The organism is Klebsiella sp. 141153 (genome assembly GCF_032601995.1).
GTDB lineage: Bacteria > Pseudomonadota > Gammaproteobacteria > Enterobacterales > Enterobacteriaceae > Klebsiella > Klebsiella aerogenes.
In genome coordinates, this window is the sequence record NZ_JAQIRJ010000012.1 from 83,486 (window position 1) to 107,403 (window position 23,918).

A 23,918-nucleotide genomic window follows, 5' to 3' on the forward strand; every position below is an offset into this window, starting at 1 on the left:
GGTGATGGGATAAGTATTTGGGTTCAGTTTGAGCATAAATTAACTGTATTCAATCACAAGTAAAAGGTCATTATTATTGAGTTCCACCAGCTTTAATCTCGACTATGAGCCGGTAACAATATTATTTATTAGAGGAGAGGCGCTGATACGATTGCGCCCCGTTTTTTTAGACTGATAAAGATAGCTATCTGCCTCAGATAATAACCGATCAAAGCTGTCAACAATATTCCAGCGCATCACCTGCCCGTAGCTAAGACCAATACTGACGGTTAGCGATAAATTCGCACTTTTCCAGGCAATATTCATCTCTTCAATCGCCTGACGAATATCTTCAGCTAAACGATAGCCATCTTCACCCGGTTTGCCCGTCATCACCACGGCAAACTCTTCACCGCCCAGTCGGGCAATCACCCCTCGATCGGCTACAGTGTTTTTGACCCGCCGGGCGAAAGTCATCAAAACATTATCGCCACAATCATGGCCCCAGGTGTCGTTAATTTTTTTAAAATGGTCAATATCAAGCACCAGCACGTTTAGCGACGTCTCATTGTCCGTTACTTCCAGTTCACGCAGATGTTCATAAAGACCAAAACGAGAATGAACCCGGGTCAGGTAATCGTAGCGAACCTGTCGCGATAGCTGTTTCACCATCTTGTTGACCGCCTCCACGCTGACCGCGACGATAACCGGACTAATGGCAATAGATGCGATGCCAAGGCGCGTGGAGATAATCATAGGCAGAAACGACGTCATGTTCGATTCAATAGCGTGCCGGTCGATCAGCATCATTTCCACCATACCGGAGCACAAAGTCAGCAAGCAGGTTGTTGATAATGAATAGTTTAGCGCGCACCAAATTAACGCCGGAAGAATCATCGCCAGCGTTCCCATACTTCCCGTCACTCCGCTGAGAATAGAGACCAGCAGCGAGGCCATTAACATGCCAACCGGTACTAACCGCCGCAAATTCAATGCGCTAAAAAACTCTTTTTTCTGACACAACAGCGTAAAAGGTAGAATGAGCACACTAGTGGTAAACTCCTCGCTAAACCAAACAGGATAGATTTGCCAGAATTCAGCGTGAATACCGCAGGAATAAATATAACTCCCCAGGGCTGAACATAATAACGCGGAGATAAAACAATAGCTGTAAATTCGAAAGATGGTTATTTTTAAATTATCTTCATCTGCCTTCTCTTCTCTGATTATCAGCCAGTACATTATTAACATAAATAGCACATCGGAGAAATCCACCAGAATGCTATAGACTCCTCGCTCGCCCGTAGCAAAGCTTGATAATAGCATTGCGGCTAAAACAACTGCGGCGTATTTTTTATAACGTAACGCCTTATGCCTGATAAATAATCCGACAATGACCGCATTCAGTGGCCAGAACAAAGCAATATCGCTATGGCGTATGGCTTTTCCCACCAGATATAAAGTAACGGTAATGCTTGAAAGTATGAAAAAATTGAATAGCACTTTCTCCCTCTTAATAACATCAGAGGGTTGAATAGTCAGCTTATGCATAATGTTGAGTTTCTTTCTGGAAGCGATATCAATGAGTGATATCGTAAGCGTGCTAATAATATACCAGGGAAGAAATGACTCAATATGAAAGGTGTTTTAAATTAAATTTAAGCCGCGGGCGGCGCGTGTAACGCCGCCCGCGAGAAGCATCACAGGAAGGGTTTGATATCACCGACGCCTTCACGCAGCACCACCGGAGCGTCTTCGGTCAGGTCGATAACCGTCGTCGGCTGCTGGCCGAGATAACCGCCATGAATAATCAGATCGACCACCTTCTCCAGACGGTCTTTAATCTCTTCCGGATCGGACTCCGTGAATTCATTACCTGGCAGCATTAATGATGTCGAAAGCATCGGCTCGCCAAGCGTTTCCAGCAGCATCTGGGCGATAGGGTTCGCCGGCACGCGCATACCAATGGTTTTACGCTTTTCTTGCAACAGGCGTCGCGGCACCTCTTTCGTTCCCTTAAGAATGAACGTGTAGTTGCCCGGCGTGTTGTTTTTGATTAGACGAAACGCCACGTTATCGACAAACGCGTAGGTCGACAACTCGGAGAGATCGCGGCACATCAGGGTGAAATTGTGGCCATCCGGCAACTGACGGATACGGCAGATCCGCTCCATCGCCCCTTTATCTTCGATTTTGCAACCCAGGGCATAGCCAGAGTCCGTTGGATAAACGATAACCCCGCCCTTACGCACGATTTCCACCGCCTGATTAATCAACCGCGCCTGCGGATTATCGGGATGGATATAGAAAAACTGGCTCATACTTCCCTCTCAATTTGTTCAGCGGCCCCTTCCCAACTGCGCCAGATCCCTTCCACGCCAGCGGGTAGCCAAAGTTTACGCCCCAGTTCAATCCACGGGCAGGGCTGGTGGAAATCTGAACCCTGCGACGCCATCAAACCAAACTGTTTCGCGTAGCTCGCCAGCTGCGCGCGCTCATGCGGCGCCTGCTGACATTGGGCGACCTCCATCGCGTCGCCGCCCTGCTCGCTAAAATGGGCCAACAGCCGTTTCAACCATTTGGCGGAAAGATCGTAGCGCCCTGGATGGGCGATCACCGCTTTGCCGCCAGAATGATGAATGACATCAATCGCTTGTTTTATTGTACACCACTGCGGCGGAACGTATCCGGTTTTCCCGCGGGCGAGATATTTTTTGAATACGTCGGCGATATTGCCGGCGAAACCCGCTTCAACCAAAAAGCGCGCGAAATGGCCGCGGGTGACCGCGCCGCCATCGGCGAGCTTTAACGCCCCTTCCCAGGCGCCGGGGATACGCGCTTTCTCCAACCGTTCGGCAATCATCCGCCCGCGCTGGTTGCGCCGCTCTTTCTGTTCGCAAAGGAGTTGCGTCATCGCCGGATGGTCGATATCAATATTCAGTCCCACGATATGAATTTCGTGATTTTCCCATAGGGTGGAAATTTCTACCCCGGTGATAAGCGTGAGCGGCAGTCCAGCCCGCGCAATTTCGGCACGTGCCGCCGGTATGGCCGCCACGCTATCGTGATCGGTGATAGCCAGCGTACCCACCCGCATATCATGCGCGCGGTGTACCAACTCTTCTGGAGTCAATCGCCCATCGGAGGCGACGGTATGGCTGTGCAGGTCATAAATGACCGCGTAATTAGTGTCGCTCAAGATGGCTCCTGGTGGACCTGAACTGAAATAAGCGCATTATGATAACGACTGAGAAAGAAAATCTGCAAACAAGGGTTGACTTTATTTTCATGAACCAGTTAACTAGTACGCAAGTTCACAAAACGGGTATCTCTGATGAAAACGCAAATTATTACTCTTCATAGCTGGTGGCGTCGTTCCTGGAATCGGGCGGCGTAATCGCGTTTTGCACTCAGCAAACAGATACCTGGCCCGCCACTGAGCGGGCTTTTTTTTGAACAAAATAATGAACAGAACAGGCGAGAATGATAATGCAAACATCAAAACCAGCGCTCGAGCTTCTCACCAGCGACGCCATCTATCGCGAAAACCCGACGGCGTTATTCCATCAATTATGCGGCGCGCGCCCGGCAACCCTGCTGCTGGAATCGGCCGACATCGATAGTAAAGACGACTTAAAAAGCCTGCTGCTGGTCGATAGCGCCCTGCGCATTACCGCGCTTGGCAATACCGTCACTGTCCAGGCGCTGTCGGCGAACGGCGCCGCGCTGCTTGAACTGCTGGATAACGCATTGCCGTCCGGCATTGAGAATCTGCGCCAGCCGAACAGCCGGGTACTCACCTTCCCACCGGTTAGCGCCCTGCTGGATGAAGACGCTCGCCTGTGTTCGTTATCGGTGTTCGATGCGTTTCGTCTGCTACAAGATTTGGTCAGCGTCCCGCAGGCCGAGCGCGAAGCGATGTTCTTCGGCGGCCTGTTCGCTTACGACCTGGTGGCCGGTTTCGAGGATTTACCGCCGCTCGACGCCGATACCGCCTGCCCGGATTACTGTTTCTACCTGGCGGAAACGCTGCTGGTCATCGATCATCAGACCAAAAACACCCGCATTCAGGCGAGCCTGTTCACGCCGCTGGAGAATGAGAAACAGCGTCTTTTGCAACGTATCGCCCAGCTTCGCCAGCAGTTAAATGAACCGCCTGCGCCGCTGCCGGTCACTACCGTCGCCGAGATGCGTTGCGACGTCGATCAGAGCGATGAAGAGTACGGCGCCGTGGTGCGCAAAATGCAGCGCGCCATTCGCGCGGGCGAAATTTTCCAGGTCGTGCCGTCGCGCCGTTTCTCCCTCCCCTGCCCGTCGCCGCTGGCCTCGTACGATGTGCTGAAAAAGAGCAATCCCAGCCCGTATATGTTCTTTATGCAGGATAACGATTTCACCCTGTTCGGCGCCTCGCCGGAAAGCTCGCTGAAATACGACGCCGTCAGCCGCCAGATTGAGATCTACCCCATTGCCGGCACCCGTCCGCGCGGCCGCCGCGCCGACGGTTCGCTGGATCGCGATCTCGATAGCCGTATTGAGCTGGAGATGCGTACCGACCACAAAGAGCTTTCCGAACATCTGATGCTGGTCGACCTGGCCCGTAACGACCTGGCCCGCATCTGTACGCCGGGTAGCCGCTACGTGGCGGATTTGACTAAAGTCGATCGCTACTCCTTTGTGATGCATCTGGTTTCCCGCGTGGTTGGTGAACTGCGCCGCGACCTGGACGTCCTGCACGCCTACCGCGCCTGCATGAATATGGGCACTCTTAGCGGCGCGCCGAAAGTTCGCGCCATGCAGCTAATCGCCGCCGCAGAAGGCAAGCGGCGCGGTAGTTATGGCGGCGCGGTCGGCTACTTTACCGCCCATGGCGACCTCGATACCTGCATCGTGATCCGCTCAGCCTACGTTGAAGATGGTATCGCCACCGTGCAGGCGGGCGCCGGTATCGTGCTCGATTCCGTTCCGCAATCCGAGGCGGATGAAACCCGTAATAAAGCTCGCGCCGTGCTGCGCGCCATTGCTCAGGCCCATCACGCGAAGGAGACTTTCTAATGGCCGACATCCTGCTGCTCGATAATATCGACTCCTTTACCTATAACCTCGCCGACCAGCTGCGGGCTAACGGCCACAACGTGGTTATTTATCGCAATACCGTTCCGGCGCAATCGCTGATTGAACGTATCGGCACCATGGATAACCCGGTGCTGATGCTCTCTCCGGGGCCGGGAACCCCAAGCGAAGCCGGCTGCATGCCGGAGCTGCTGACCCGCCTGCGCGGCAAGTTACCGATTATCGGTATCTGCCTCGGCCACCAGGCCATCGTGGAAGCCTACGGCGGCTATGTCGGCCAGGCGGGAGAAATCCTTCACGGCAAAGCCTCCAGCATTGAGCATGACGGCCAGGCGATGTTCGCTGGTCTTGCCAACCCGCTGCCGGTGGCCCGCTACCATTCACTGGTCGGCAGCAATATTCCGGCCGGGCTCACCATTAACGCCAATTTCAACGGTATGGTGATGGCGGTTCGCCACGACGCCGATCGCGTCTGCGGCTTCCAGTTCCATCCGGAGTCGATTCTGACTACCCAGGGGGCGCTGCTGCTGGAGCAAACGCTGGCATGGGCGCTGCAGAAACTGGAACAGACCAATGTCGTACAACCGATTCTGGAAAAATTGTACCAGGCACAGACGCTGAGCCAGCAGGAGAGCCACGTGCTGTTTTCCGCCGTCGTGCGCGGCGAAGTGAAGCCGGAACAGCTGGCCGCGGCGCTGGTAAGCATGAAAGTGCGCGGCGAGCAACCGCAGGAAATTGCCGGCGCTGCCACCGCGCTGCTGGAAAACGCCGCGCCCTTCCCGCGTCCGGATTATCAGTTTGCCGATATTGTCGGCACCGGCGGCGATGGCAGCAACAGCATCAATATCTCAACCGCCAGCGCCTTTGTCGCCGCCGCCTGCGGTTTAAAGGTGGCGAAACACGGCAACCGCAGCGTCTCCAGTAAATCCGGTTCGTCCGACCTGCTGGCCGCGTTTGGTATTAATCTGGATATGAATGCCGATAAATCGCGCGCCGCGCTGGATGAACTGGGCGTCTGCTTCCTGTTCGCGCCGAAATACCACACCGGTTTCCGCCATGCGATGCCGGTCCGCCAGCAGTTGAAAACGCGCACCCTGTTTAATGTATTGGGGCCGCTTATTAACCCTGCGCACCCGCCGCTGGCGTTGATTGGCGTCTACAGCCCGGAACTGGTGTTGCCGATTGCCGAAACCTTACGCGTACTCGGCTATCAACGCGCCGCCGTGGTACACAGCGGCGGTATGGACGAAGTCTCGTTGCATGCGCCGACCGTGGTCGCCGAACTCAATAACGGCGAAATTCAGAGCTATCAGCTGACCGCCGCCGACTTCGGTCTGACGCCTTATCATCAAGAGCAACTGGCCGGCGGCACGCCGGAAGAAAACCGTGACATTCTCACGCGCTTGCTACAAGGTAAAGGTGAAGCCGCTCACGAAGCCGCCGTCGCCGCCAACGTCGCCATGTTGATGCGTTTACACGGGCATGAAGACCTGAAAGCCAACGCCCGGCAGGTACTGGATGTGCTGCACAGCGGAGCGGCCTATGACAGAGTGACCGCATTAGCGGCAAGAGGGTAAATAATGCAGACCGTTTTAGCAAAAATCGTTGCCGACAAAGCGATTTGGGTAGAAGCCCGCAAACAACAACAACCGTTAGCCAGTTTTCAGAATGATATCGTGCCGTCCGAGCGCCATTTTTACGATGCGCTGGCCGGCGCCCGCACCGCCTTTATTCTTGAGTGCAAAAAGGCGTCGCCGTCGAAGGGACTGATTCGGGAAGATTTCGACCCGGCGACCATCGCCGGGGTTTATAAGCACTACGCTTCGGCAATTTCAGTACTGTGCGATGAGAAATATTTTCAGGGCAGCTTTGATTTTCTGCCGATCGTCAGCAAGGTCGCGCCGCAGCCGATTCTGTGTAAAGACTTCACCATCGATCCTTACCAGATTTACCTCGCGCGTTACTACCAGGCCGATGCCTGCCTGCTGATGCTCTCGGTGCTCGATGATGACCAATATCGGCAGCTCGCCGCCGTCGCCCACAGCCTCAATATGGGCGTTCTGACCGAGGTCAGCAACGAAGAGGAGCTGGAGCGCGCGATTGCGCTGAAGGCCAAAGTCGTCGGCATTAACAACCGCGATCTGCGCGATATGTCGATTGATCTGAACCGCACGCGTCAACTGGCGCCGCGTCTCGGCCCGGATGTCACCGTGATCAGCGAATCCGGAATCCATACCTACGGCGAAGTCCGCGAACTGAGCCACTTCGCCAACGGCTTCCTGATTGGCTCGGCGCTAATGGAGCAACCGGACCTCAGCGCTGCGGTGAAGCGCGTGCTGTTAGGTGAGAACAAGGTCTGCGGCCTGACTCGTCCGCAGGATGCGCAAGTCGCCTGGGAGGCGGGCGCTATCTACGGCGGCTTGATTTTCGTCGCCAGTTCGCCGCGCGCCGTTGACGACCAGCAGGCACAGGCGGTAATGGCCGCCGCGCCGCTCAGCTACGTTGGCGTATTCCGCGATGCAGCCATTGAAGAGGTCGTCACCCGTGCGACCAACTTGAAACTCGCCGCGGTCCAGCTTCATGGGAGCGAAGACCAGGCCTGGATTGATGCCCTGCGCGCGGCGCTGCCGGAGCAGATCCAAATCTGGAAGGCGCTGAGCGTCGGCGAAACGCTGCCGCCGCGTAACCTCAATCATGTGGACAGATATGTCTTTGACAACGGTCAGGGCGGTAGCGGTCAACGCTTCGACTGGTCGCTGCTGCAGGGCCAGGACCTGCGTAACGTGATGCTGGCAGGCGGCCTCAGCGCCGATAACTGCGTAGAAGCCGCGAAAAGCGGCTGTGCCGGACTCGATTTCAACTCAGGCGTAGAGTCGCAGCCGGGAATAAAAGAGGCAAGCCTGGTGGCTGCCGTTTTCCAGACGCTGCGCGCATATTAAGGAGCAATGCAATAATGAGCACTTTACTGAACCCGTATTTCGGCGAATTCGGCGGTATGTACGTTCCGCAGATCCTGATGCCCGCCCTGCGCCAGCTGGAAGAGGCTTTCGTCAGCGCGCAAAAAGATCCTGAGTTTCAGGCCGAATTCACCGACCTGCTGAAAAACTACGCGGGCCGCCCGACGGCGCTGACCAAATGCCGCAATCTGACCGAAGGCACCCGCACCACGCTGTACCTCAAGCGTGAAGATCTGCTCCACGGCGGCGCGCACAAAACCAACCAGGTGCTGGGCCAGGCGCTACTGGCCAAACGTATGGGTAAAACGGAAATTATCGCCGAAACCGGCGCCGGCCAACACGGCGTCGCCTCGGCGCTGGCCAGCGCCCTGCTCGGTCTGAAATGCCGCATCTATATGGGCGCCAAAGACGTCGAGCGGCAGTCGCCGAACGTGTTCCGCATGCGCCTGATGGGTGCGGAAGTCATTCCAGTGCACAGCGGTTCCGCCACCCTGAAAGATGCCTGTAACGAAGCGCTGCGCGACTGGTCCGGCAGCTACGAGAAGGCGCATTACATGCTCGGCACCGCCGCTGGCCCGCACCCATTCCCGACTATCGTGCGTGAATTCCAGCGCATGATCGGCGAAGAAACCAAAGCGCAGATCCTCGAGAAAGAAGGACACCTGCCGGACGCGGTGATCGCCTGCGTTGGCGGTGGTTCTAACGCCATCGGCATGTTCGCTGATTTCATTGATGAATCCGGCGTTGGCCTGATTGGCGTCGAGCCTGCCGGCCACGGTATCGAAACCGGCGAGCACGGCGCGCCGCTGAAGCATGGTCGCGTCGGCATTTATTTCGGCATGAAGTCGCCGATGATGCAAACCTCCGACGGGCAGATTGAAGAATCTTATTCTATCTCCGCCGGGCTGGATTTCCCGTCAGTGGGGCCTCAGCATGCGTTCCTTAATAGCACCGGGCGCGCTGAGTATGTGTCAATTACCGACAACGAAGCTCTGGATGCCTTTAAAGCGCTCTCCCGCCATGAAGGCATCATTCCGGCGCTGGAGTCGTCGCACGCTCTGGCGCACGCGCTGAAGATGATGCGCGAGAATCCGGATAAAGAGCAGCTGCTGGTGGTTAACCTGTCCGGCCGCGGCGATAAAGACATCTTCACCGTACACGACATTTTGAAAGCGCGAGGGGAAATCTGATGGAACGTTACGAGACGCTATTTGCACAGTTAAAAAACCGCCAGGAAGGCGCCTTTGTTCCCTTCGTCACCCTCGGCGATCCGGGGCCGGAACAGTCGCTGAAAATCATCGATGCGCTGATTGAAGCCGGCGCCGATGCGCTGGAATTGGGGATCCCCTTCTCCGACCCGCTGGCCGACGGCCCGACGATTCAGGGCGCCACATTGCGCGCTTTTGCCGCCGGTGTTACCCCGGCGCAGTGCTTCGAGATGCTGGCGGCGATCCGCCACAAGCATCCGACCATTCCAATCGGCCTGTTGATGTACGCGAACCTGGTGTTCAGCCCGGGGATTGATGAGTTCTACGCCGAATGCGCGCGTGTCGGCGTGGATTCCGTGCTGGTCGCCGACGTGCCGGTCGAAGAGTCCGCCCCGTTCCGTCAGGCAGCGCTGCGCCATAACATTGCGCCGATTTTCATCTGCCCGCCAAATGCCGATGACGATTTACTGCGCCAGATTGCCTCCTATGGCCGCGGCTATACCTACCTGCTATCGCGCGCTGGCGTGACAGGCGCGGAAAACCGCGCCGCGCTGCCGCTGCATCATCTGATTGAAAAATTGGCGGAATATAACGCCGCGCCGCCGCTGCAGGGCTTTGGTATCTCGGCGCCGGAGCAGGTTTCGGCCGCTATTGACGCCGGCGCCGCCGGGGCAATATCCGGCTCGGCCATCGTTAAGATTATCGAGCGCAATCTTGAACAACCGCAAAAAATGCTCGAAGAGCTAAAAACCTTCGCGCAGAGTCTGAAAGCGGCGACCAAAACCGCCTGACCCTTTGCCGCCCGGCCTCACGCCGGGCGGCTATTTCTGCTGCAGGCTGTTGGCGTATTTTCGCGTTAAGCGAAACAGCGCCAGCACCTCGTCTTCTGACCATCCATCCAGCACCTGATTCATTAACCGCCGCCGCGCAACGGCAATAGCGTCGATTATCCGCTGCCCCTCTTCGCTGAGCGTCACCTCGCTAATCCGCCGGTCTTTGGCATTGGCCTGCTTGCAGGCAAGCCCCTGAGCCTCCAGCTTTTTCACCTGACGACTGACGGTGGTGTAATCGCGGCCTAAATGATCCGCCAGCTCAACTACCCCCACCGGGCCATAGCGCCCTACCGCCACCAGTAGCGGAAATAGTATCTGTTCAAGCTGCACCCCTGCCGCCTGCAATATCTGCTCATCGCGCAGAGGTTGATTCATCACGCTAATGATATCCAGCAGCGCGCCGTGAAAGTCGGTGATGTCGTAATTATTATGTGCATCTTGCATATATTAGTTAACCGCGTATAGTGCTCCTGAAGAATATGTGCATATTACACATAATTATCATCAGGAGATAATGTTATGAAAGCCGCCGTGGTATTTGATCTAAGCGAAGGCCCGGTATGGGCCGATTTTAGCGAACCGCAGCCCGCCGTCGGACACACGCTGATCGACGTTCGCGCCGCCGCCATTAGCCACGTGGTAAAGGGCCGGGCATCAGGACATCATTATAGTTTTGACGGCACTCTGCCGTTTGTCGTCGGTATCGATGGCGTCGGTATGACCCCTGACGGCCAGCGCGTCTATTTTGCTTTCCCCAGCGCCCCGTTCGGCAGTATGGCGCAACGCGCGCCGGTCGCAATGCAGAATTGCCTGCCGCTGCCGGATGAACTTGACGATATCAGCGCCGCGGCCATGGCCAATCCGGGCATGTCTGCCTGGGCTGCGCTTGTAAAGCGGGCGCAGTTTCAGGCCGGCGAAACGGTACTGATTAACGGCGCCACCGGCAGCGCCGGGCAGCTGGCGGTGCAGATTGCCCGCCACCTCGGTGCGAAAAAAATCATTGCCACCGGGCGCAATGCGCAAGCGCTGGCCGCCCTCGCAGCCGATGAGTGTATTGATTTAACCGCCGATGAGCAGACGCTTAGCGCACAATTCGCCGCCGCCAGCGCCGGGCAAGTTGATGCGATCGTGGATTATTTGTGGGGACGCAGCGCAGAGTTGCTGCTGCCCATGCTGGCGAAATATACCCCCGGCGATAAGCCGGTGCGTTATGTGCAGGTGGGTTCCCTTGCCGGGGCGGATATCGCGTTAAATGGCGCCGTGCTGCGCGCCGCGCCGCTACAGCTTATGGGCAGCGGCATCGGCAGCCTGACCATGCCGCAACTGCTGGCGGCAACCGGGGAGATGCTGCAGGCTGCAGTTCCCGGTCAGTTTACCATCGCCACCACGCCGCTGCCGCTCCGCGATGTCGCGGCGGCCTGGCCGCGTGATAACAGCCAGAAACGCACGGTTTTCACCCTTGATTAAAAAAATTCGCCTCCGCACAAACTCTGGGGTTGATATCTTAAATGAGAAATATTATCTTTCTCATTACCGAATAGTTGAGTGAACAACTCAGGTATTCGGTACGACATTGCTCACATTGCTTCCAGTATTTTTGCCCGCGTTTATCGCGGGCTTTTTTTCGCTCAACTTCGGCCTTTAGTGGTCGAGATACAGATAATGCAACCAGCTGGTCATCCGTAACAGCACCTTACGCATCACCGACACGTGGGCAAAATGGTCGGTATACACCGCCGCCTGGGCACTGACGCCATCAGGGAGATGGGCGAGATCGCGGCTCGCCGCGAGGTCAATCATCACATAAACCCCTTCCCGACCGGGCGTGGCGCTTAAACCCTGTAACGCGCCGCTGGCCTGGTAGCTGCCGTCGGGAATAGTTGGCAATACTTTTGTGACCTTGCCGGCATACACCTGCCCCGGTAGACCATTGAATACCACCTCTGCCTCGTCCCCCTGCTCCAGGCGCAGGATAGCGTTCTGGCGAAATACCGCCACCACCTGGCGTTTCTGCTGCGGAATAAAAATCATCACCGGTTTGAACGGCAGACGAACTGCCGTGGTTCCCGGTCGCGCCAGCACCTGGGTGACATAACCATCGCTGGGCGCGCGGAATACCGTCTGTTCAAGGTCATAACGCGCCTCGGCAATCTGCGATTTCAGGCTGGCGATTTGCGCATCCTCGCCATTGAAACGCGCAGATAGTCTTTCTAACTCCTGTTGATACTGTGCCTTAGCCGCCCGCAGGGCCGCGGATTGCGCCTGATATTGCTGCTCGGCGTGATTCACGTCCTGCTCAGAAAAAGGGTTAACCGGCATGGCCGCGCCTTTCGCATAGCGTTGATAATCCTGACGGGCACGTTCATATTCAGCCGTCATCCGCTGGACGTTAGCGGCGGATTCACTTAATGCCGCTTTCCGGGTTCTGATATCCGCTTCGGCGGCACTGAGATCCGCCTCCAGTTTATTCAGTCGCGCGCGATAGCGGCTATCATCAAGACGAAACAGTACCTCGCCTTTGCGTAATAACACATTCGTTTTATCGGTAACTTCTACGATGGCCCCCGACACCTGCGGCACAATCGGGATCGACAGAGCTATTTTTTGCGCCCGGTCGGTGTACGGGTGATTATAATTCATAGTCAGAATTAGCGCGCCGACAATAAACACCCCACCAAGGACCGCCGTCGGTACCGTCCATTTATTTACCGGGATACGGAAAATTTTAAATACGCCATAGGCCAACGCCACATAGCAAAGAATAATGAGTAAATCCATACACTGGCCTCAGCGGTTATTTGACGAGTTTGTCGTTACAGTTATCTGTTGCTCCTGCAGACGCTTTAGCTCGCTTTCAAGTTGCCTGATTCGCTGATGCATTTCGGCGTTATCTTCGACTTTATGCGCCATTCCCCATCCGCGCTCGGGGCGATACAGCGTTGCCCAGATCCATAACAGCGGCCAAATCGCATGCAGGGTAAACAGGCTCACCCAGCCGGCCACATGGATCGCATCCTGATGAGGATGCTGACGTTTTTTGGCTAATAAATAGGGAATATCATGAATAATAATAATGCCGTAAAATAAAATCAAAAACACGGCAATTAACACGCCTAAGGCGAAGTAGTTAAGGAACATAATAACACCTGGTAATAAAAAAGGTAAACCGTACTAACTACGCTGTTTTATAATTAGCAATGCCACTCACTGTAATCGTGGGGCTGTGCCGAGAATAATCATTTTCCGACTGATAGACCAAATATTGGTAACGGTAAAAATCAGTACTTTTATCTTTCCGGTATAATATCTCTTCCCCCGAAACCGATAGTCCCTTGATAATATCGTCATATTCAATATATTTTTCTTTTTCGGTTACGCTGGAAGCGCACGCAGCCAGCAGCAACATTGCAGATAACGCAGCCATTCTTGTTATTTTCATCGAATTATTTCTCTGTATTTTTCGGCTGTAACAAATAATCCACACAAATGATACCCAGCTCCCAACCAGAAGTCATATGACAATGACAGCAAAGATGTATATCATTTTTGATATAGCAAAACCAAAAGAAGCGACCTCGTGAAAGAAAAAGACCTGCGCATAGACGAACTCCGCATCGTCCGCGTGATTGCCGAAACGGCAAGCGTTAGCAAAGCCGCCCAGCTACTGGATATGCCGCAGTCGAACGTGTCGCGGGCGCTGAATGCGCTGGAACGGCGCCTGGGGCTGGAAATCTTTATCCGCCACCCACGGGCATTAATCCTGAGCGAGTTTGGCGAGCAGTTCCTGCGCCGGGCGGACATTCTGCTGGATAAGCATAATGACCTGCTTGATATGTCCGGTACCTGGAAACGCAGCCTCAACGGTATGGTGACGCTCGGCGCGCCAATCGGCATTCAGGCTTTCCTTGCCCGATATCTTTTGCCGCCGGTGCTGCGCTCAGCGCCGGAATTAACCGTAAACCTTCTCACCCGCAATCCCGACGAGCGCGAACAGAAACACGGGACGCTTTTCGATAGCGATTGCGATCTGCTGATTAGCTTTTTCCAGCCCCAGGACGAAAGCCTGATCGCAAGGCCTCTCACCCGCTTTCGCATGGGGCTGTTTGCCTGCGCGGATTATATTACGCAGTCGCCTCTGCACGATGTTGATGAGCTTGCGCAGCATCGTTGCATCACTTTGCGTACGTTGGGCGGGATCCGCAACAGCTGGCATTGCTATAACGCAGCGGGTGAAAGCATTCAGGTGGAGGTCAACGGTTCCAGCGTATGCGATAACATTTTACCGGCCATCGAGCTTGCCAAGCAGGGTCTGGGCATCGTTTATGCCCCTTTTTACTCCGTCGCGGCGGAATTGGAGGCCGGTACGTTACAACCCTGTCTGCCACGGGAACGCGGCGTGAATATGCAGGCGTGGTTGATTTATCGTCAGCGAGGCGTGTTGCCGCATCGCGTGCAGGTGATAATGGATAGCATTATGGAAAGCGCCAAACTGCACGCCCATCGGCTGGTCTGAAGAGGATAAAACTGGCCGCAAGCGGCCAGTTTTTTTAAAGCATTAGAAGCGATAACCGGCAGAGAACATAAACACCCACGGATCCAGACGGGTGCTGACTTTCTGGTCAACGCCGTTAGCTTTAAATTTCACATCGGTGTCGATATCCATGTACCAGACCGACATGTTAAGCAGCCAGTTGCGGTCAATCAGATAATCCAGGCCAACCTGTCCTGCCGCGCCCCATGAATCTTTCAGACTCAGGTCGGAAAGCCCGGCGTCCTTACCGGTATCGTTGAAATCATTGTTAAAGAAGGTCGTATAGTTAATACCGGCGCCGATATACGGGCGCACTTTACTTTGCGCATCGCCAAAGTACCACTGCGCCATCAGCGTCGGCGGCAGCTGATGTACGGTGGCGATAGTGCCGGTCGGCCCGGTACCGACCTTATGGCGGAACGGCGTTGCCGCCAGCAGTTCGATACCGATATTGTCGGTCGCCATATAGGTAAAGGTTAAACCCAACTGGGTGTTATTACTGACGTTAAAACCGCCGAGACTACCCAGCACGTTGTCAGAGCCCTCAGTCGGGCGAACCGTCGCCGAGCCCGCGCGAATAAAAAACTCCCCCGCTTCATGCGCCCAGGCGCTACCACCAGAAAGCGTACCTAAGATCAATGCCGCCGCTGCTATTTTCTTCATATCCATGTCCCCATTATGGTTTTTATCAGCGGCTGCAAATATACCTACAATGAGTTAGCTTTGATCTGTTTTAGATCACACCAGGCCATTAGATTTAACATTTATTGATCCAGATTAATTTTTGCAGCAGTTAGTAACGTTCTGATTTGTCTTTACATCAATTTTTACCCATGAGAAAAATTTTTGCTTGCCCCTCTTGTCGCCGATCGCGCGGATAGCTAATTTAATTGCAGACAATTTGTGTTGATGCGTTTTTTTCAGGTGTAATTATGAGTGAAATCAACCCGTGCATGACGTGCGGTGCCTGTTGTGCGTATTTTCGAGTCTCCTTCTACTGGGCTGAAGCCGACGACGCTGGCGGCGTGGTACCCACACAGCTCACCGAACCCCTTACCCCTTTTCTGCGCTGCATGAGCGGTACCAATCAGCGGCAAAGCCGCTGTACCGCCTTAAGCGGTGAAATCGGCGAATCGGTACACTGCTCCATCTATCACCAGCGGCCTTCCCCCTGCCGCGAGTTTGCCATGTCAGGCGAAGGCGGCGAACTCAACGAAGCGTGCGATCGCGCCCGTGCCCGCTATGGCCTGCCGCCGCTGGGAACTCTTTACAAAGATATACCTACCGTGACCTCGGCAGAGACTGCTACCCAACCACGTTTTGCGGTACAATCCCCGGCTAGTTAAAACACCTGCAAGACTCAAGGAGAATGCATGTCTATCACGGCGAAGTCCGTCTACCGTGACACGGGGAATTTTTTTCGTAATCAGTTCGTTACTATTCTGCTGATTGCGTTGTTATGCGCGTTCATCACGGTAGTCATTGGCCATGCCTTTTCGCCCAGCGACGAGCAGTTATCGATTCTCAGCGAGGGCGATAACCTCGTGGGCAGCGCCGGCTTGTTTGAGCTGGTGCAGAACATGACGCCGGAACAGCAGCAGATCCTGCTGCGCGCGTCGGCAGCCTCAACCTTCTCGGGCCTGGTGGGGAATGCCATCCTCGTCGGCGGCGTACTGTTGCTGATTCAGCTGATCTCCGCCGGGCATCGCGTCAGCGCGCTGCGGGCGATCGGCGCGGCGGCGCCGGTTCTGCCGAAGCTGTTGCTGCTTATTCTGTTCACCACCTTCGTGGTACAGATGGGGATGATGCTGGTGCTGGTGCCGGGCGTGCTGCTGGCGATTGTTCTGGCGTTCGCGCCGGTGATGCTGGTGCAGGATAAAATCGGCATCTTTAGCGCAATGCGCGGCAGTATGCGTCTGGCGTGGACGAATATGCGCCTGGTGGCGCCTGCGGTACTCGGCTGGCTGCTGGCAAAAACGGCGCTGCTGCTGCTTGCTTCAAGCTTTGCAACGCTGTCGCCCAACGTTGCCGCCGTGGTCATTAATACCATCAGCAATCTGTTCTCTGCGCTGTTGCTGATCTATTTGTTCCGCTTGTATATGCTTATTCGCAACTAACTTTAATCAGGGCCGGGCATTCCGGCCCTTCCTGAACGACGGAATTGATGTATGAAGCAGTTTCTCGATTTTTTACCGCTCGTAGTCTTCTTCGCTTTTTATAAGATTTACGATATCTACGCCGCAACCACCGCGCTGATCGTCGCCACCGCGGTAGTCCTCATTTATAGCTGGGTGCGCTATCGTAAAGTTGAAAAGATGGCGCTGATCACTTTTGTGCTGGTCGCCGTATTCGGCGGGCTGACAATCTTCTTCCACAACGATGAATTTATTAAGTGGAAAGTGACCGTCATCTACGCCCTGTTTGCCGGCGCCCTGCTGTTCAGCCAGTGGGTAATGAAAAAGCCGCTGATCCAACGCATGCTTGGTAAAGAGCTGACGCTGCCGCAGCAGGTGTGGTCGCGGCTGAATCTGGCCTGGGCGCTGTTCTTTATTCTCTGCGGGCTGGCTAATATCTACATCGCGTTCTGGCTGCCGCAGAATATCTGGGTCAACTTCAAAGTCTTCGGTTTAACGGCATTGACCCTGGTCTTTACCCTGTTGAGCGGCGTTTATATCTACCGCCACATGCCACAGGACGATAAGCACTAATACCTCTCAACGGTACGCGCTAGCCGGCGCGTACCGCCTCCCTTGTGCTTTTCATTTCTTTTCTCTACCTCCTATCCCGTTCAGTTCAAATTTAACTTCCGAAAGAGTGGGTAAGCCACCTCTTATTACGCCATTCCCCAACGGCTCGCCTTCACGCTTTCTTCATCAAACTGGAAAAATTGCGCCAATTGTGAGGATTTGATGAAGTTTCGTCTCGCCTCATTGTAATGATAATGATTATTATTAATATTCACGTTCTTGTTTTATTTTGATACGGATATTTACAATGAGAACGAACACCGCATTCCCCCTCGCTCCCCTTACCATCATTATCGCCAGCTTCTTTTCAGCGGAGAGTTTGGCCGAAGAAGCCGAACAGGATACTGAAACCATGGTGGTCTACAGCACCGCCGAAGAAGCGTTAAAACAACAGCCCGGCGTTTCGATTATCACTGCCGAAGATATTGCCAAAGAGCCGCCGGTTAATGACCTGTCAGAAATCATCCGTAAAATGCCCGGCGTGAATCTGACCGGCAACAGCGCCAGCGGTAGCCGCGGTAACAACCGTCAAATCGACATTCGCGGGATGGGCCCCGAAAACACGCTGATTTTGATCGATGGCGTACCGGTTACCTCACGAAATTCGGTACGTTACAGCTGGCGCGGTGAACGCGATACCCGCGGTGATAGTAATTGGGTACCCGCTGAAATGGTTGAACGTATTGAAGTCCTGCGCGGACCCGCTGCGGCCCGCTATGGGTCCGGCGCGGCCGGCGGCGTGGTGAATATCATTACCAAACGACCAACCAACGACTGGCACGGCTCACTGTCGTTCTTCACCAATCAACCGGAGAATAACAAAGAAGGCGCCACCAACCGGGCCAACTTTAACCTCAGCGGGCCGCTGTCAGGCGATGCCCTCACCATGCGTTTGTACGGCAACATCAATAAAACCGATGCTGACGCCTGGGATATCAACCATGCGCAGAATGGCTCATATGCCGCCGGTCGCGAAGGCGTGCGTAATAAAGATATTAACGCCCTGCTGTCGTGGAAAATGACCCCACAACAGATCCTCGATTTCAACTATGCCTACAGCCGCCAGGGCAATATTTATGCCGGCGATACCCAGTACAGTAACGGCAACCTTAGCCCCAATGGCCTGGTTGATTCACTCTACGGCCATGAGACCAACCGCCTGTATCGCCAGTCGTGGGGGCTAACCTATAACGGAATTTGGGATTGGGGACAGTCAAAAGCCGGCGTTTATTATGAAAAAACCAATAATACCCGCCTGCAGGAAGGATCAACCGGCCGCGTCGAGGGGATGATCAATAGCGATGAATACGCCACCAGCCGTCTGGAATCATGGCGCTCCACAGGCGAGTTAAACATTCCGTTCTACTGGTTGGCGGATCAGACGTTGACGCTTGGCATGGAGTGGAACCGCGACGAACTCAACGATCCGGCGTCGATGCAGGCCACTGACGTGAGCGGTGAAACCATCGCCGGCACCAGCGGCAATGCCGCCGATCGTAGTAGCAAAAACAGCGCCACGTTAACCGGGATCTACCTGGAAGATAATATCGAGGCCACGCCGGGAACTAACATCATTCCCGGCCTGCGTTTCGATTACCACAACCAGTTCGGCAGTAACTGGAGCCCAAGCCTCAACCTGGCGCAGGCATTAGGTGAGTGGTTTAAAGTCAAAGCCGGTATTGCACGGGTATTTAAAGCACCGAATTTATATCAATCCAGCGAAGGCTATCTGCTCTCCACCCGCGGCAACGGATGCCCGAACGCCATTGCAACAGGCAGTTGCTATCTGCTCGGCAACCCGGACCTGGATCCGGAAATCAGCATCAATAAAGAGCTTGGGCTGGAATTCAACGCCGGAGGCTATAACGCCGGGATCACCTGGTTCCGTAATGATTACAAAAACAAAATCGTCTCCGGCACCGAGGTGCTTGGCTACACTTCCAGCGGCAACAACATTCTACAGTGGCAGAACGGCGGCAAAGCCGTAGTAGAAGGACTGGAAGGGACCGTGCTGATCCCATTGATTGCCGACACCCTGAACTGGCGCACCAACGCGACCTGGATGATTAAATCGGAAAGTAAAGATACCGGCAATCCGCTGTCGGTGATCCCGAAATATACTATCAATACCATGCTTGACTGGCAGGTAAACAGCAAACTGTCGGCTAACATAAACTGGACAATGTATGGCCGTCAAAAGCCGCGTCAGTACGCGGAAATTCGCAACGAGACCGGGGTTCTCGCCACCAATGAAGTCGGCGCTTATTCGATAGTCGGGATCGGCGGCAACTATCAGTTGATGAAAGATATTCGCCTGAACGCCGGCATCAGCAACCTGTTTGATAAGCAGATTTATCGCGAGAACGCCGGTGCGTCAACTTACAACGAGCCGGGGCGCGCCTATTACGCCGGCGTTACCCTAAGTTTCTAATCTGCCGACGCCCGTACCGACGGGCGTATTCCCCTATTCTCTCTGCGCCGTTTTCATAGTAGCATCGCGCCTGATCTCCTTTGACTAGTACAGAGTATAGAATGACAACAACAGATCTCGCCCCGAAGGGCGAATTGGTTTTACGCACCCTGGCCATGCCGGCGGATACCAACGCGAACGGCGATATTTTTGGCGGCTGGCTGATGTCGCAGATGGATATCGGCGGCGCGATTATGGCCAAAGAGATTGCCCGCGGCCGCGTTGTGACTGTCCGTGTTGATGGTATGACTTTTTTACGCCCGGTCGCCGTTGGCGATGTTGTGTGCTGCTATGCCCGCTGCGTAAAGCGCGGCAACACCTCGATCACTATTAATATTGAGGTGTGGGTGAAAAAAGTATCGACGGAACCTCTGGGCCAGCGTTATAAGGCGACGGAAGCCCTGTTTATTTATGTGGCGGTAGACAATGAAGGCAAGCCGCGAGCGCTGCCTGCCAAGTAAGGCATTGCCCGGCTTGCCGGGCAGATCTTCTGCTTAAAGAAAGCCAAGCAGCGAGAAGAAAATATAACCGATCACAATCACCACAATCGGCAGCACGTAAAGCGTGAAATACTGCTTCAGAATAGTATGACGCGGAACGACAATACGTTCGGCAAGCTGTTCGCGCGACAGGCCTTCCGCGCCTTTAGCCTGTTCCAGAATCAACTGATCTTCCACGCCTTCGCGTAGAAACTTCGCCTGGCGGGCCATCCGCGCGCCGGAAGCCTGCAACGCCATACCGACAAACACCAGCGCGTAGATAATCCAGAAACCGATGTTCAACGCATGTTTGAACTCCGGCAGCGGCGAGTTGTACCAGAAGAAATTCAGGAACGGCGTATTGAAACGCACCATCTCAATCATCAGGTGGGCGAAATCCATCATCACCGCATCAATACCCGGTTTCTTTTCGCTATGCTCGTACATAAACTTCAGTACGGAAATCAGCGTAGACAGCACGGCTGGAATGAAGATGACCCATCCCAAAATGCGTTTAATGACCGCAATGCGTCCAGCTTGTTGATACGTCATGAGTTCCCCTTGTTTAAAACGCCAGACTCTCCATGCCGACATAGAGTCAGGTATAAGTCTATCTTCCGCAGCGAATTTCGCCTGCTTCAGCGCGGTATGATATACCATATGGACAATTTCGTTATCTACTTACGCCAATGGAGAGGAACTTATGTCAGCAAAGCGTCAGATTCTTGCCGCTATTTTCGATATGGATGGCCTGCTTATCGATTCAGAGCCGCTATGGGACCGCGCAGAGCTGGAGGTACTGGAAAGCCTCGGAGTGGATATTAGCCGCCGTGATGAATTACCTGACCTGCTGGGGCTGCGCATCGACCTGGTGGTCGATTTATGGTTTGCGCAACAGCCCTGGCGCGGCCCGGACCGCGCGGAGGTAACCGCCAGCATTATCCGCCGGGCCATTCAGCTGGTCGAGGAGTCACGGCCGTTGCTGCCCGGCGTGCGTGAAGCCGTGGCGTTGTGTAAGGCCGAAGGACTAAAAATCGGCCTCGCCTCCGCGTCGCCGCTGCATATGCTGGAAAAAGTGCTGGAAATGTTTGAACTTCGCGACCAGTTCGACGCGCTGGCCTCAGCCGAACATCTGCCTTACAGCAAACCGCATCCCCAGGTCTATCTTGATTGCGCCGCAAAGCTTGGCGTCGCGCCAATGTCCTGCGTGGCGCTGGAGGATTCTGTTAACGGCATGATTGCCAGCAAAGCGGCGCGGATGCGCTCGATTGTGGTTCCGGAAGCAGAAAACAGCCGCGATCCGCGCTTCGTACTGGCCGATGTGAAACTGGCGTCTCTGCAGCAGCTGACGGTAGCAGACCTGCGCGGCTAAGCGACTTGCGCTGGCATTAATGTCGTCAAAATATGTCAACCTTGTGACAAAGAGTTACACCGTCACCTCTTCCGTATACTGTATAAAAACCCTATACTGTATGAATTGACAGTTTAGGGTTTTTATCATGACGGCGGAAGGCCACCTCTTCTTTTCTATCGCCTGTGCGGTATTTGCAAAAAATGCAGAATTAACACCCGTGCTGGCGCAGGGGGACTGGTGGCATATCGTTCCTTCCGCCGTGCTGACCTGCCTGCTGCCCGATATCGACCATCCTAAATCTTTCCTCGGGCAGCGTTTAAGCTGGGTCTCAAAACCGGTAGCCCGCGCCTTTGGCCACCGGGGCTTTACCCACAGCCTGCTGGCGGTATTCGGCGCGCTGGCGCTGTTCTATCTAAAAGTGCCGGAGAGCTGGATAATCCCGGCCGATGCGCTGCAGGGTTTAGTGCTTGGCTACCTCAGCCATATACTCGCCGATATGCTCACCCCGGCCGGCGTACCGCTGCTGTGGCCTTGTCGCTGGCGGTTCCGTCTGCCGATCCTCGCGCCGCGCAAAGGCAATCAGCTCGAGCGCGCGCTGTGCATGGCGCTGTTCATTTACGCCGTCTGGATGCCGCAAAGCATGGCCGAAAATAGCGCCGTGCGCTGGTCATCAAATATGATTAATTCGCTGCAAATAACCTTTAATCGTTTTATTAACCATCAGGCTGAACGATAAATACGCTAAATAATTTTTTGGTTATAACCCATTCCATTTGAGTATAAGAAAGCAATAAGGCCTTCTGCTACTCTTGGCGCCATAAGAGTTGGTTTCAGACCAACCCAGGTAACAAGATATCAGGAGAACGGGGATGAATTTTCCATTAATAGCGAACGTTGTCGTGTTCGCGGTTTTACTGTTTGCGCTGGCTCAAACCCGCCACAAACAGTGGAGCCTCGCTAAAAAAGTACTGGTCGGTCTCGTTATCGGCGTTATCTTTGGTCTTGGCCTGCAGCTGGTTTACGGCTCCGACAGTCAGGTTCTGAAAGATTCTATTCAGTGGTTCAATATCGTCGGTAACGGCTACGTGCAACTGCTGCAGATGATTGTCATGCCGCTGGTCTTCGCCTCCATTTTGAGCGCGGTGGCGCGCCTGCACAATGCATCACAGCTGGGGAAAATCAGTTTCCTGAGCATCGGTACGCTGCTGTTCACCACCCTAATCGCCGCGCTGGTCGGCGTGCTGGTGACCAACCTGTTTGGCCTCACCGCTGAAGGCCTGGTGCAGGGCAGCGCGGAAACCGCTCGTCTGAACGCCATCCAGAGCAACTATGTCGGTAAAGTATCAGATCTGAGCGTTCCGCAGCTGATCCTGTCGTTTGTGCCGAAAAACCCGTTTGCCGATCTGACCGGCGCTAACCCGACTTCTATCATCAGCATCGTTATCTTCTCGGCGTTCCTTGGCGTCGCGGCGCTGAAACTGCTGAAAGACGATGTGGAGAAAGGCCAACGCGTCCTGACCGCCATCGACACGCTGCAGGGCTGGGTGATGAAGCTGGTGCGTCTGGTAATGCAGTTGACCCCGTACGGCGTACTGGCACTGATGACCAAAGTGGTTGCCGGTTCCAACCTGCATGACATCATCAAGCTCGGCGGTTTCGTGGTGGCCTCTTACATCGCGCTGGGGATCATGTTTGTGGTACACGGTCTGCTGTTAGCCGTCAATGGCGTCAGTCCGCTGAAGTATTTCCGTAAAGTCTGGCCGGTGATTACCTTCGCTTTCACCAGCCGTTCCAGCGCGGCGTCTATTCCGCTGAACGTGGAAGCGCAGACGCGCCGTCTGGGCGTGCCGGAATCTATTGCCAGCTTCTCCGCCTCATTTGGCGCGACGATTGGTCAGAACGGCTGCGCCGGTATCTATCCGGCGATGCTGGCGGTAATGGTAGCGCCAACCGTTGGCATCAACCCGCTGGATCCAATGTGGATTGCCACCCTCGTGGGTATCGTCACCGTAAGCTCCGCGGGCGTAGCCGGCGTTGGCGGCGGCGCGACCTTCGCAGCCTTGATCGTGCTGCCGGCGATGGGTCTGCCGGTCACGCTGGTCGCACTGCTGATTTCCGTCGAGCCGCTGATTGATATGGGCCGTACCGCCCTTAACGTTAACGGTTCAATGACCGCCGGCACGCTGACCAGCCAGTGGCTGCGCCAGACGGATAAAGCCATCCTCGATAGCGAAGAAGACGCCGAACTGGCGCATCGCTAACGTTAACAGCCACAAAAAAGCCGCTGAAT

General features: G+C 54.8%; 24 protein-coding genes and 1 other annotated feature. Of the genes, 15 read left to right on the plus strand and 9 right to left on the minus strand.

The window, feature by feature from the left end:
* Positions 1-102 precede the first annotated feature (102 nt).
* The 3 genes from PGS10_RS20630 to rnm all read right to left on the minus strand — a co-directional run bounded on the left by PGS10_RS20630 (position 103) and on the right by rnm (position 3,178).
* Positions 103-1,530 carry a GGDEF domain-containing protein gene (locus PGS10_RS20630; protein ID WP_289578390.1) on the minus strand — a complete coding sequence of 476 codons (1,428 nt, stop codon included), beginning with the start codon at positions 1,528-1,530 and terminating at the stop codon, positions 103-105.
* Between the two features lie 149 nt (positions 1,531-1,679).
* Entirely contained in the window at positions 1,680-2,300 is a 621-nt protein-coding gene (locus PGS10_RS20635; protein ID WP_020078571.1) for an L-threonylcarbamoyladenylate synthase, read from the minus strand.
* The gene (gene rnm / locus PGS10_RS20640; protein ID WP_289578391.1) at positions 2,297-3,178 is read right to left on the minus strand and encodes an RNase RNM; all 882 of its coding nucleotides are present in this window, start codon (positions 3,176-3,178) and stop codon (positions 2,297-2,299) included. Before rnm ends, PGS10_RS20635 begins: the two co-directional genes overlap by 4 nt.
* 159 nt (positions 3,179-3,337) lie before the next feature.
* Positions 3,338-3,433 (plus strand) — a sequence feature (Trp leader region).
* Positions 3,434-3,468: 35 nt separating this feature from the next.
* Here rnm and PGS10_RS20645 point away from each other — a divergent pair.
* From PGS10_RS20645 to trpA, 5 genes are read left to right on the plus strand one after another with little or no spacing between them, the layout of a single operon-like run.
* The gene (locus tag PGS10_RS20645; RefSeq protein ID WP_047045030.1) at positions 3,469-5,031 is read left to right on the plus strand and encodes an anthranilate synthase component 1; all 1,563 of its coding nucleotides are present in this window, start codon (positions 3,469-3,471) and stop codon (positions 5,029-5,031) included.
* On the plus strand, positions 5,031-6,626 hold the full coding sequence (trpD, locus tag PGS10_RS20650) for a bifunctional anthranilate synthase glutamate amidotransferase component TrpG/anthranilate phosphoribosyltransferase TrpD (RefSeq protein WP_047045032.1): 1,596 nt from the start codon (positions 5,031-5,033) through the stop codon (positions 6,624-6,626). Before PGS10_RS20645 ends, trpD begins: the two co-directional genes overlap by 1 nt.
* A gap of 3 nt (positions 6,627-6,629) precedes the next feature.
* On the plus strand, positions 6,630-7,988 hold the full coding sequence (gene trpCF / locus PGS10_RS20655) for a bifunctional indole-3-glycerol-phosphate synthase TrpC/phosphoribosylanthranilate isomerase TrpF (RefSeq protein WP_045393187.1): 1,359 nt from the start codon (positions 6,630-6,632) through the stop codon (positions 7,986-7,988).
* A gap of 14 nt (positions 7,989-8,002) precedes the next feature.
* Positions 8,003-9,196, plus strand: coding sequence for a tryptophan synthase subunit beta (gene trpB, locus PGS10_RS20660; RefSeq protein ID WP_316423415.1), 1,194 nt, complete (start codon positions 8,003-8,005; stop codon positions 9,194-9,196).
* Positions 9,196-10,005: a tryptophan synthase subunit alpha gene (trpA, locus tag PGS10_RS20665; RefSeq protein ID WP_316423416.1), complete on the plus strand. Its 810-nt coding sequence runs from the start codon at positions 9,196-9,198 to the stop codon at positions 10,003-10,005. The genes trpB and trpA overlap by 1 nt, the downstream gene beginning before the upstream one ends.
* A 30-nt stretch (positions 10,006-10,035) precedes the next feature.
* Here trpA and PGS10_RS20670 read toward each other — a convergent pair whose 3' ends face one another.
* Positions 10,036-10,491 carry a MarR family winged helix-turn-helix transcriptional regulator gene (locus PGS10_RS20670; RefSeq protein ID WP_289578393.1) on the minus strand — a complete coding sequence of 152 codons (456 nt, stop codon included), beginning with the start codon at positions 10,489-10,491 and terminating at the stop codon, positions 10,036-10,038.
* A gap of 75 nt (positions 10,492-10,566) precedes the next feature.
* Here PGS10_RS20670 and PGS10_RS20675 point away from each other — a divergent pair, with 75 nt between their 5' ends.
* A complete protein-coding gene (locus tag PGS10_RS20675; protein WP_045411330.1) occupies positions 10,567-11,514 on the plus strand; it encodes a quinone oxidoreductase family protein in 948 nt (315 codons plus the stop codon).
* A gap of 174 nt (positions 11,515-11,688) precedes the next feature.
* Here PGS10_RS20675 and PGS10_RS20680 read toward each other — a convergent pair whose 3' ends face one another.
* The 3 genes from PGS10_RS20680 to PGS10_RS20690 are packed head-to-tail and all read right to left on the minus strand — an operon-like array spanning position 11,689 to position 13,486.
* Positions 11,689-12,825 (minus strand): HlyD family secretion protein, encoded by a 1,137-nt coding sequence (locus tag PGS10_RS20680; protein WP_045393199.1) that lies wholly within the window; start codon positions 12,823-12,825, stop codon positions 11,689-11,691.
* 9 nt (positions 12,826-12,834) lie between these two features.
* Entirely contained in the window at positions 12,835-13,185 is a 351-nt protein-coding gene (locus tag PGS10_RS20685) for a DUF3302 domain-containing protein (protein ID WP_063414215.1), read from the minus strand.
* A 37-nt stretch (positions 13,186-13,222) separates the two neighbouring features.
* Entirely contained in the window at positions 13,223-13,486 is a 264-nt protein-coding gene (locus PGS10_RS20690) for a hypothetical protein (protein ID WP_049060844.1), read from the minus strand.
* Between the two features lie 138 nt (positions 13,487-13,624).
* On the opposite strand from PGS10_RS20690, the gene PGS10_RS20695 reads away from it, so the two are divergent.
* A complete protein-coding gene (locus PGS10_RS20695) occupies positions 13,625-14,560 on the plus strand; it encodes a LysR family transcriptional regulator (RefSeq protein WP_045393208.1) in 936 nt (311 codons plus the stop codon).
* A 42-nt stretch (positions 14,561-14,602) separates the two neighbouring features.
* Here the strand turns inward: PGS10_RS20695 and ompW are convergent, their stop codons facing one another.
* A complete protein-coding gene (ompW, locus tag PGS10_RS20700; protein WP_045374891.1) occupies positions 14,603-15,241 on the minus strand; it encodes an outer membrane protein OmpW in 639 nt (212 codons plus the stop codon).
* Positions 15,242-15,510: 269 nt separating this feature from the next.
* Between ompW and PGS10_RS20705 the strand changes: the two genes are divergently transcribed.
* From PGS10_RS20705 to yciA, 5 genes are all read left to right on the plus strand, one after another.
* Positions 15,511-15,924, plus strand: a complete 414-nt coding sequence (locus tag PGS10_RS20705) for a YkgJ family cysteine cluster protein (protein WP_045393211.1) — start codon at positions 15,511-15,513, stop codon at positions 15,922-15,924.
* 27 nt (positions 15,925-15,951) lie between these two features.
* Positions 15,952-16,695 (plus strand): YciC family protein, encoded by a 744-nt coding sequence (locus PGS10_RS20710; protein ID WP_047045053.1) that lies wholly within the window; start codon positions 15,952-15,954, stop codon positions 16,693-16,695.
* A 51-nt stretch (positions 16,696-16,746) separates the two neighbouring features.
* Positions 16,747-17,286 (plus strand): septation protein A, encoded by a 540-nt coding sequence (locus PGS10_RS20715; RefSeq protein WP_015366196.1) that lies wholly within the window; start codon positions 16,747-16,749, stop codon positions 17,284-17,286.
* Between the two features lie 286 nt (positions 17,287-17,572).
* Positions 17,573-19,756, plus strand: coding sequence for a TonB-dependent siderophore receptor (locus PGS10_RS20720; RefSeq protein WP_316423418.1), 2,184 nt, complete (start codon positions 17,573-17,575; stop codon positions 19,754-19,756).
* Positions 19,757-19,857: 101 nt separating this feature from the next.
* The gene (yciA, locus tag PGS10_RS20725) at positions 19,858-20,256 is read left to right on the plus strand and encodes an acyl-CoA thioester hydrolase YciA (protein ID WP_316423419.1); all 399 of its coding nucleotides are present in this window, start codon (positions 19,858-19,860) and stop codon (positions 20,254-20,256) included.
* 33 nt (positions 20,257-20,289) lie between these two features.
* Here the strand turns inward: yciA and PGS10_RS20730 are convergent, their stop codons facing one another.
* Positions 20,290-20,826, minus strand: coding sequence for a YniB family protein (locus PGS10_RS20730; RefSeq protein ID WP_047045057.1), 537 nt, complete (start codon positions 20,824-20,826; stop codon positions 20,290-20,292).
* 151 nt (positions 20,827-20,977) lie between these two features.
* Between PGS10_RS20730 and hxpB the strand changes: the two genes are divergently transcribed.
* The 3 genes from hxpB to PGS10_RS20745 all read left to right on the plus strand — a co-directional run bounded on the left by hxpB (position 20,978) and on the right by PGS10_RS20745 (position 23,889).
* Positions 20,978-21,646, plus strand: coding sequence for a hexitol phosphatase HxpB (gene hxpB / locus PGS10_RS20735; protein ID WP_045393217.1), 669 nt, complete (start codon positions 20,978-20,980; stop codon positions 21,644-21,646).
* Positions 21,647-21,773: 127 nt separating this feature from the next.
* The gene (locus PGS10_RS20740; RefSeq protein ID WP_015705758.1) at positions 21,774-22,364 is read left to right on the plus strand and encodes a metal-dependent hydrolase; all 591 of its coding nucleotides are present in this window, start codon (positions 21,774-21,776) and stop codon (positions 22,362-22,364) included.
* Positions 22,365-22,497: 133 nt separating this feature from the next.
* On the plus strand, positions 22,498-23,889 hold the full coding sequence (locus tag PGS10_RS20745) for an L-cystine transporter (RefSeq protein WP_015366191.1): 1,392 nt from the start codon (positions 22,498-22,500) through the stop codon (positions 23,887-23,889).
* The last annotated feature ends 29 nt before the right edge of the window (positions 23,890-23,918 follow it).

Excerpts from the sequence above, each read along its gene's own strand:
- hxpB (WP_045393217.1), top strand. The coding sequence starts at position 20,978 with ATGTCAGCAAAGCGTCAGATTCTTGCCGCTATTTTCGATATGGATGGC.
- PGS10_RS20645 (WP_047045030.1), top strand. The coding sequence starts at position 3,469 with ATGCAAACATCAAAACCAGCGCTCGAGCTTCTCACCAGCGACGCCATC.
- PGS10_RS20635 (WP_020078571.1), bottom strand. The coding sequence starts at position 2,300 with ATGAGCCAGTTTTTCTATATCCATCCCGATAATCCGCAGGCGCGGTTG.
- PGS10_RS20720 (WP_316423418.1), top strand. The coding sequence starts at position 17,573 with ATGAGAACGAACACCGCATTCCCCCTCGCTCCCCTTACCATCATTATC.
- PGS10_RS20705 (WP_045393211.1), top strand. The coding sequence starts at position 15,511 with ATGAGTGAAATCAACCCGTGCATGACGTGCGGTGCCTGTTGTGCGTAT.
- trpA (WP_316423416.1), top strand. The coding sequence starts at position 9,196 with ATGGAACGTTACGAGACGCTATTTGCACAGTTAAAAAACCGCCAGGAA.
- PGS10_RS20670 (WP_289578393.1), bottom strand. The coding sequence starts at position 10,491 with ATGCAAGATGCACATAATAATTACGACATCACCGACTTTCACGGCGCG.
- trpB (WP_316423415.1), top strand. The coding sequence starts at position 8,003 with ATGAGCACTTTACTGAACCCGTATTTCGGCGAATTCGGCGGTATGTAC.
- PGS10_RS20690 (WP_049060844.1), bottom strand. The coding sequence starts at position 13,486 with ATGAAAATAACAAGAATGGCTGCGTTATCTGCAATGTTGCTGCTGGCT.
- PGS10_RS20675 (WP_045411330.1), top strand. The coding sequence starts at position 10,567 with ATGAAAGCCGCCGTGGTATTTGATCTAAGCGAAGGCCCGGTATGGGCC.
- trpCF (WP_045393187.1), top strand. The coding sequence starts at position 6,630 with ATGCAGACCGTTTTAGCAAAAATCGTTGCCGACAAAGCGATTTGGGTA.
- ompW (WP_045374891.1), bottom strand. The coding sequence starts at position 15,241 with ATGAAGAAAATAGCAGCGGCGGCATTGATCTTAGGTACGCTTTCTGGT.
- PGS10_RS20745 (WP_015366191.1), top strand. The coding sequence starts at position 22,498 with ATGAATTTTCCATTAATAGCGAACGTTGTCGTGTTCGCGGTTTTACTG.
- PGS10_RS20740 (WP_015705758.1), top strand. The coding sequence starts at position 21,774 with ATGACGGCGGAAGGCCACCTCTTCTTTTCTATCGCCTGTGCGGTATTT.
- yciA (WP_316423419.1), top strand. The coding sequence starts at position 19,858 with ATGACAACAACAGATCTCGCCCCGAAGGGCGAATTGGTTTTACGCACC.
- PGS10_RS20715 (WP_015366196.1), top strand. The coding sequence starts at position 16,747 with ATGAAGCAGTTTCTCGATTTTTTACCGCTCGTAGTCTTCTTCGCTTTT.
- PGS10_RS20710 (WP_047045053.1), top strand. The coding sequence starts at position 15,952 with ATGTCTATCACGGCGAAGTCCGTCTACCGTGACACGGGGAATTTTTTT.
- PGS10_RS20730 (WP_047045057.1), bottom strand. The coding sequence starts at position 20,826 with ATGACGTATCAACAAGCTGGACGCATTGCGGTCATTAAACGCATTTTG.
- PGS10_RS20630 (WP_289578390.1), bottom strand. The coding sequence starts at position 1,530 with ATGCATAAGCTGACTATTCAACCCTCTGATGTTATTAAGAGGGAGAAA.
- trpD (WP_047045032.1), top strand. The coding sequence starts at position 5,031 with ATGGCCGACATCCTGCTGCTCGATAATATCGACTCCTTTACCTATAAC.
- PGS10_RS20680 (WP_045393199.1), bottom strand. The coding sequence starts at position 12,825 with ATGGATTTACTCATTATTCTTTGCTATGTGGCGTTGGCCTATGGCGTA.
- PGS10_RS20685 (WP_063414215.1), bottom strand. The coding sequence starts at position 13,185 with ATGTTCCTTAACTACTTCGCCTTAGGCGTGTTAATTGCCGTGTTTTTG.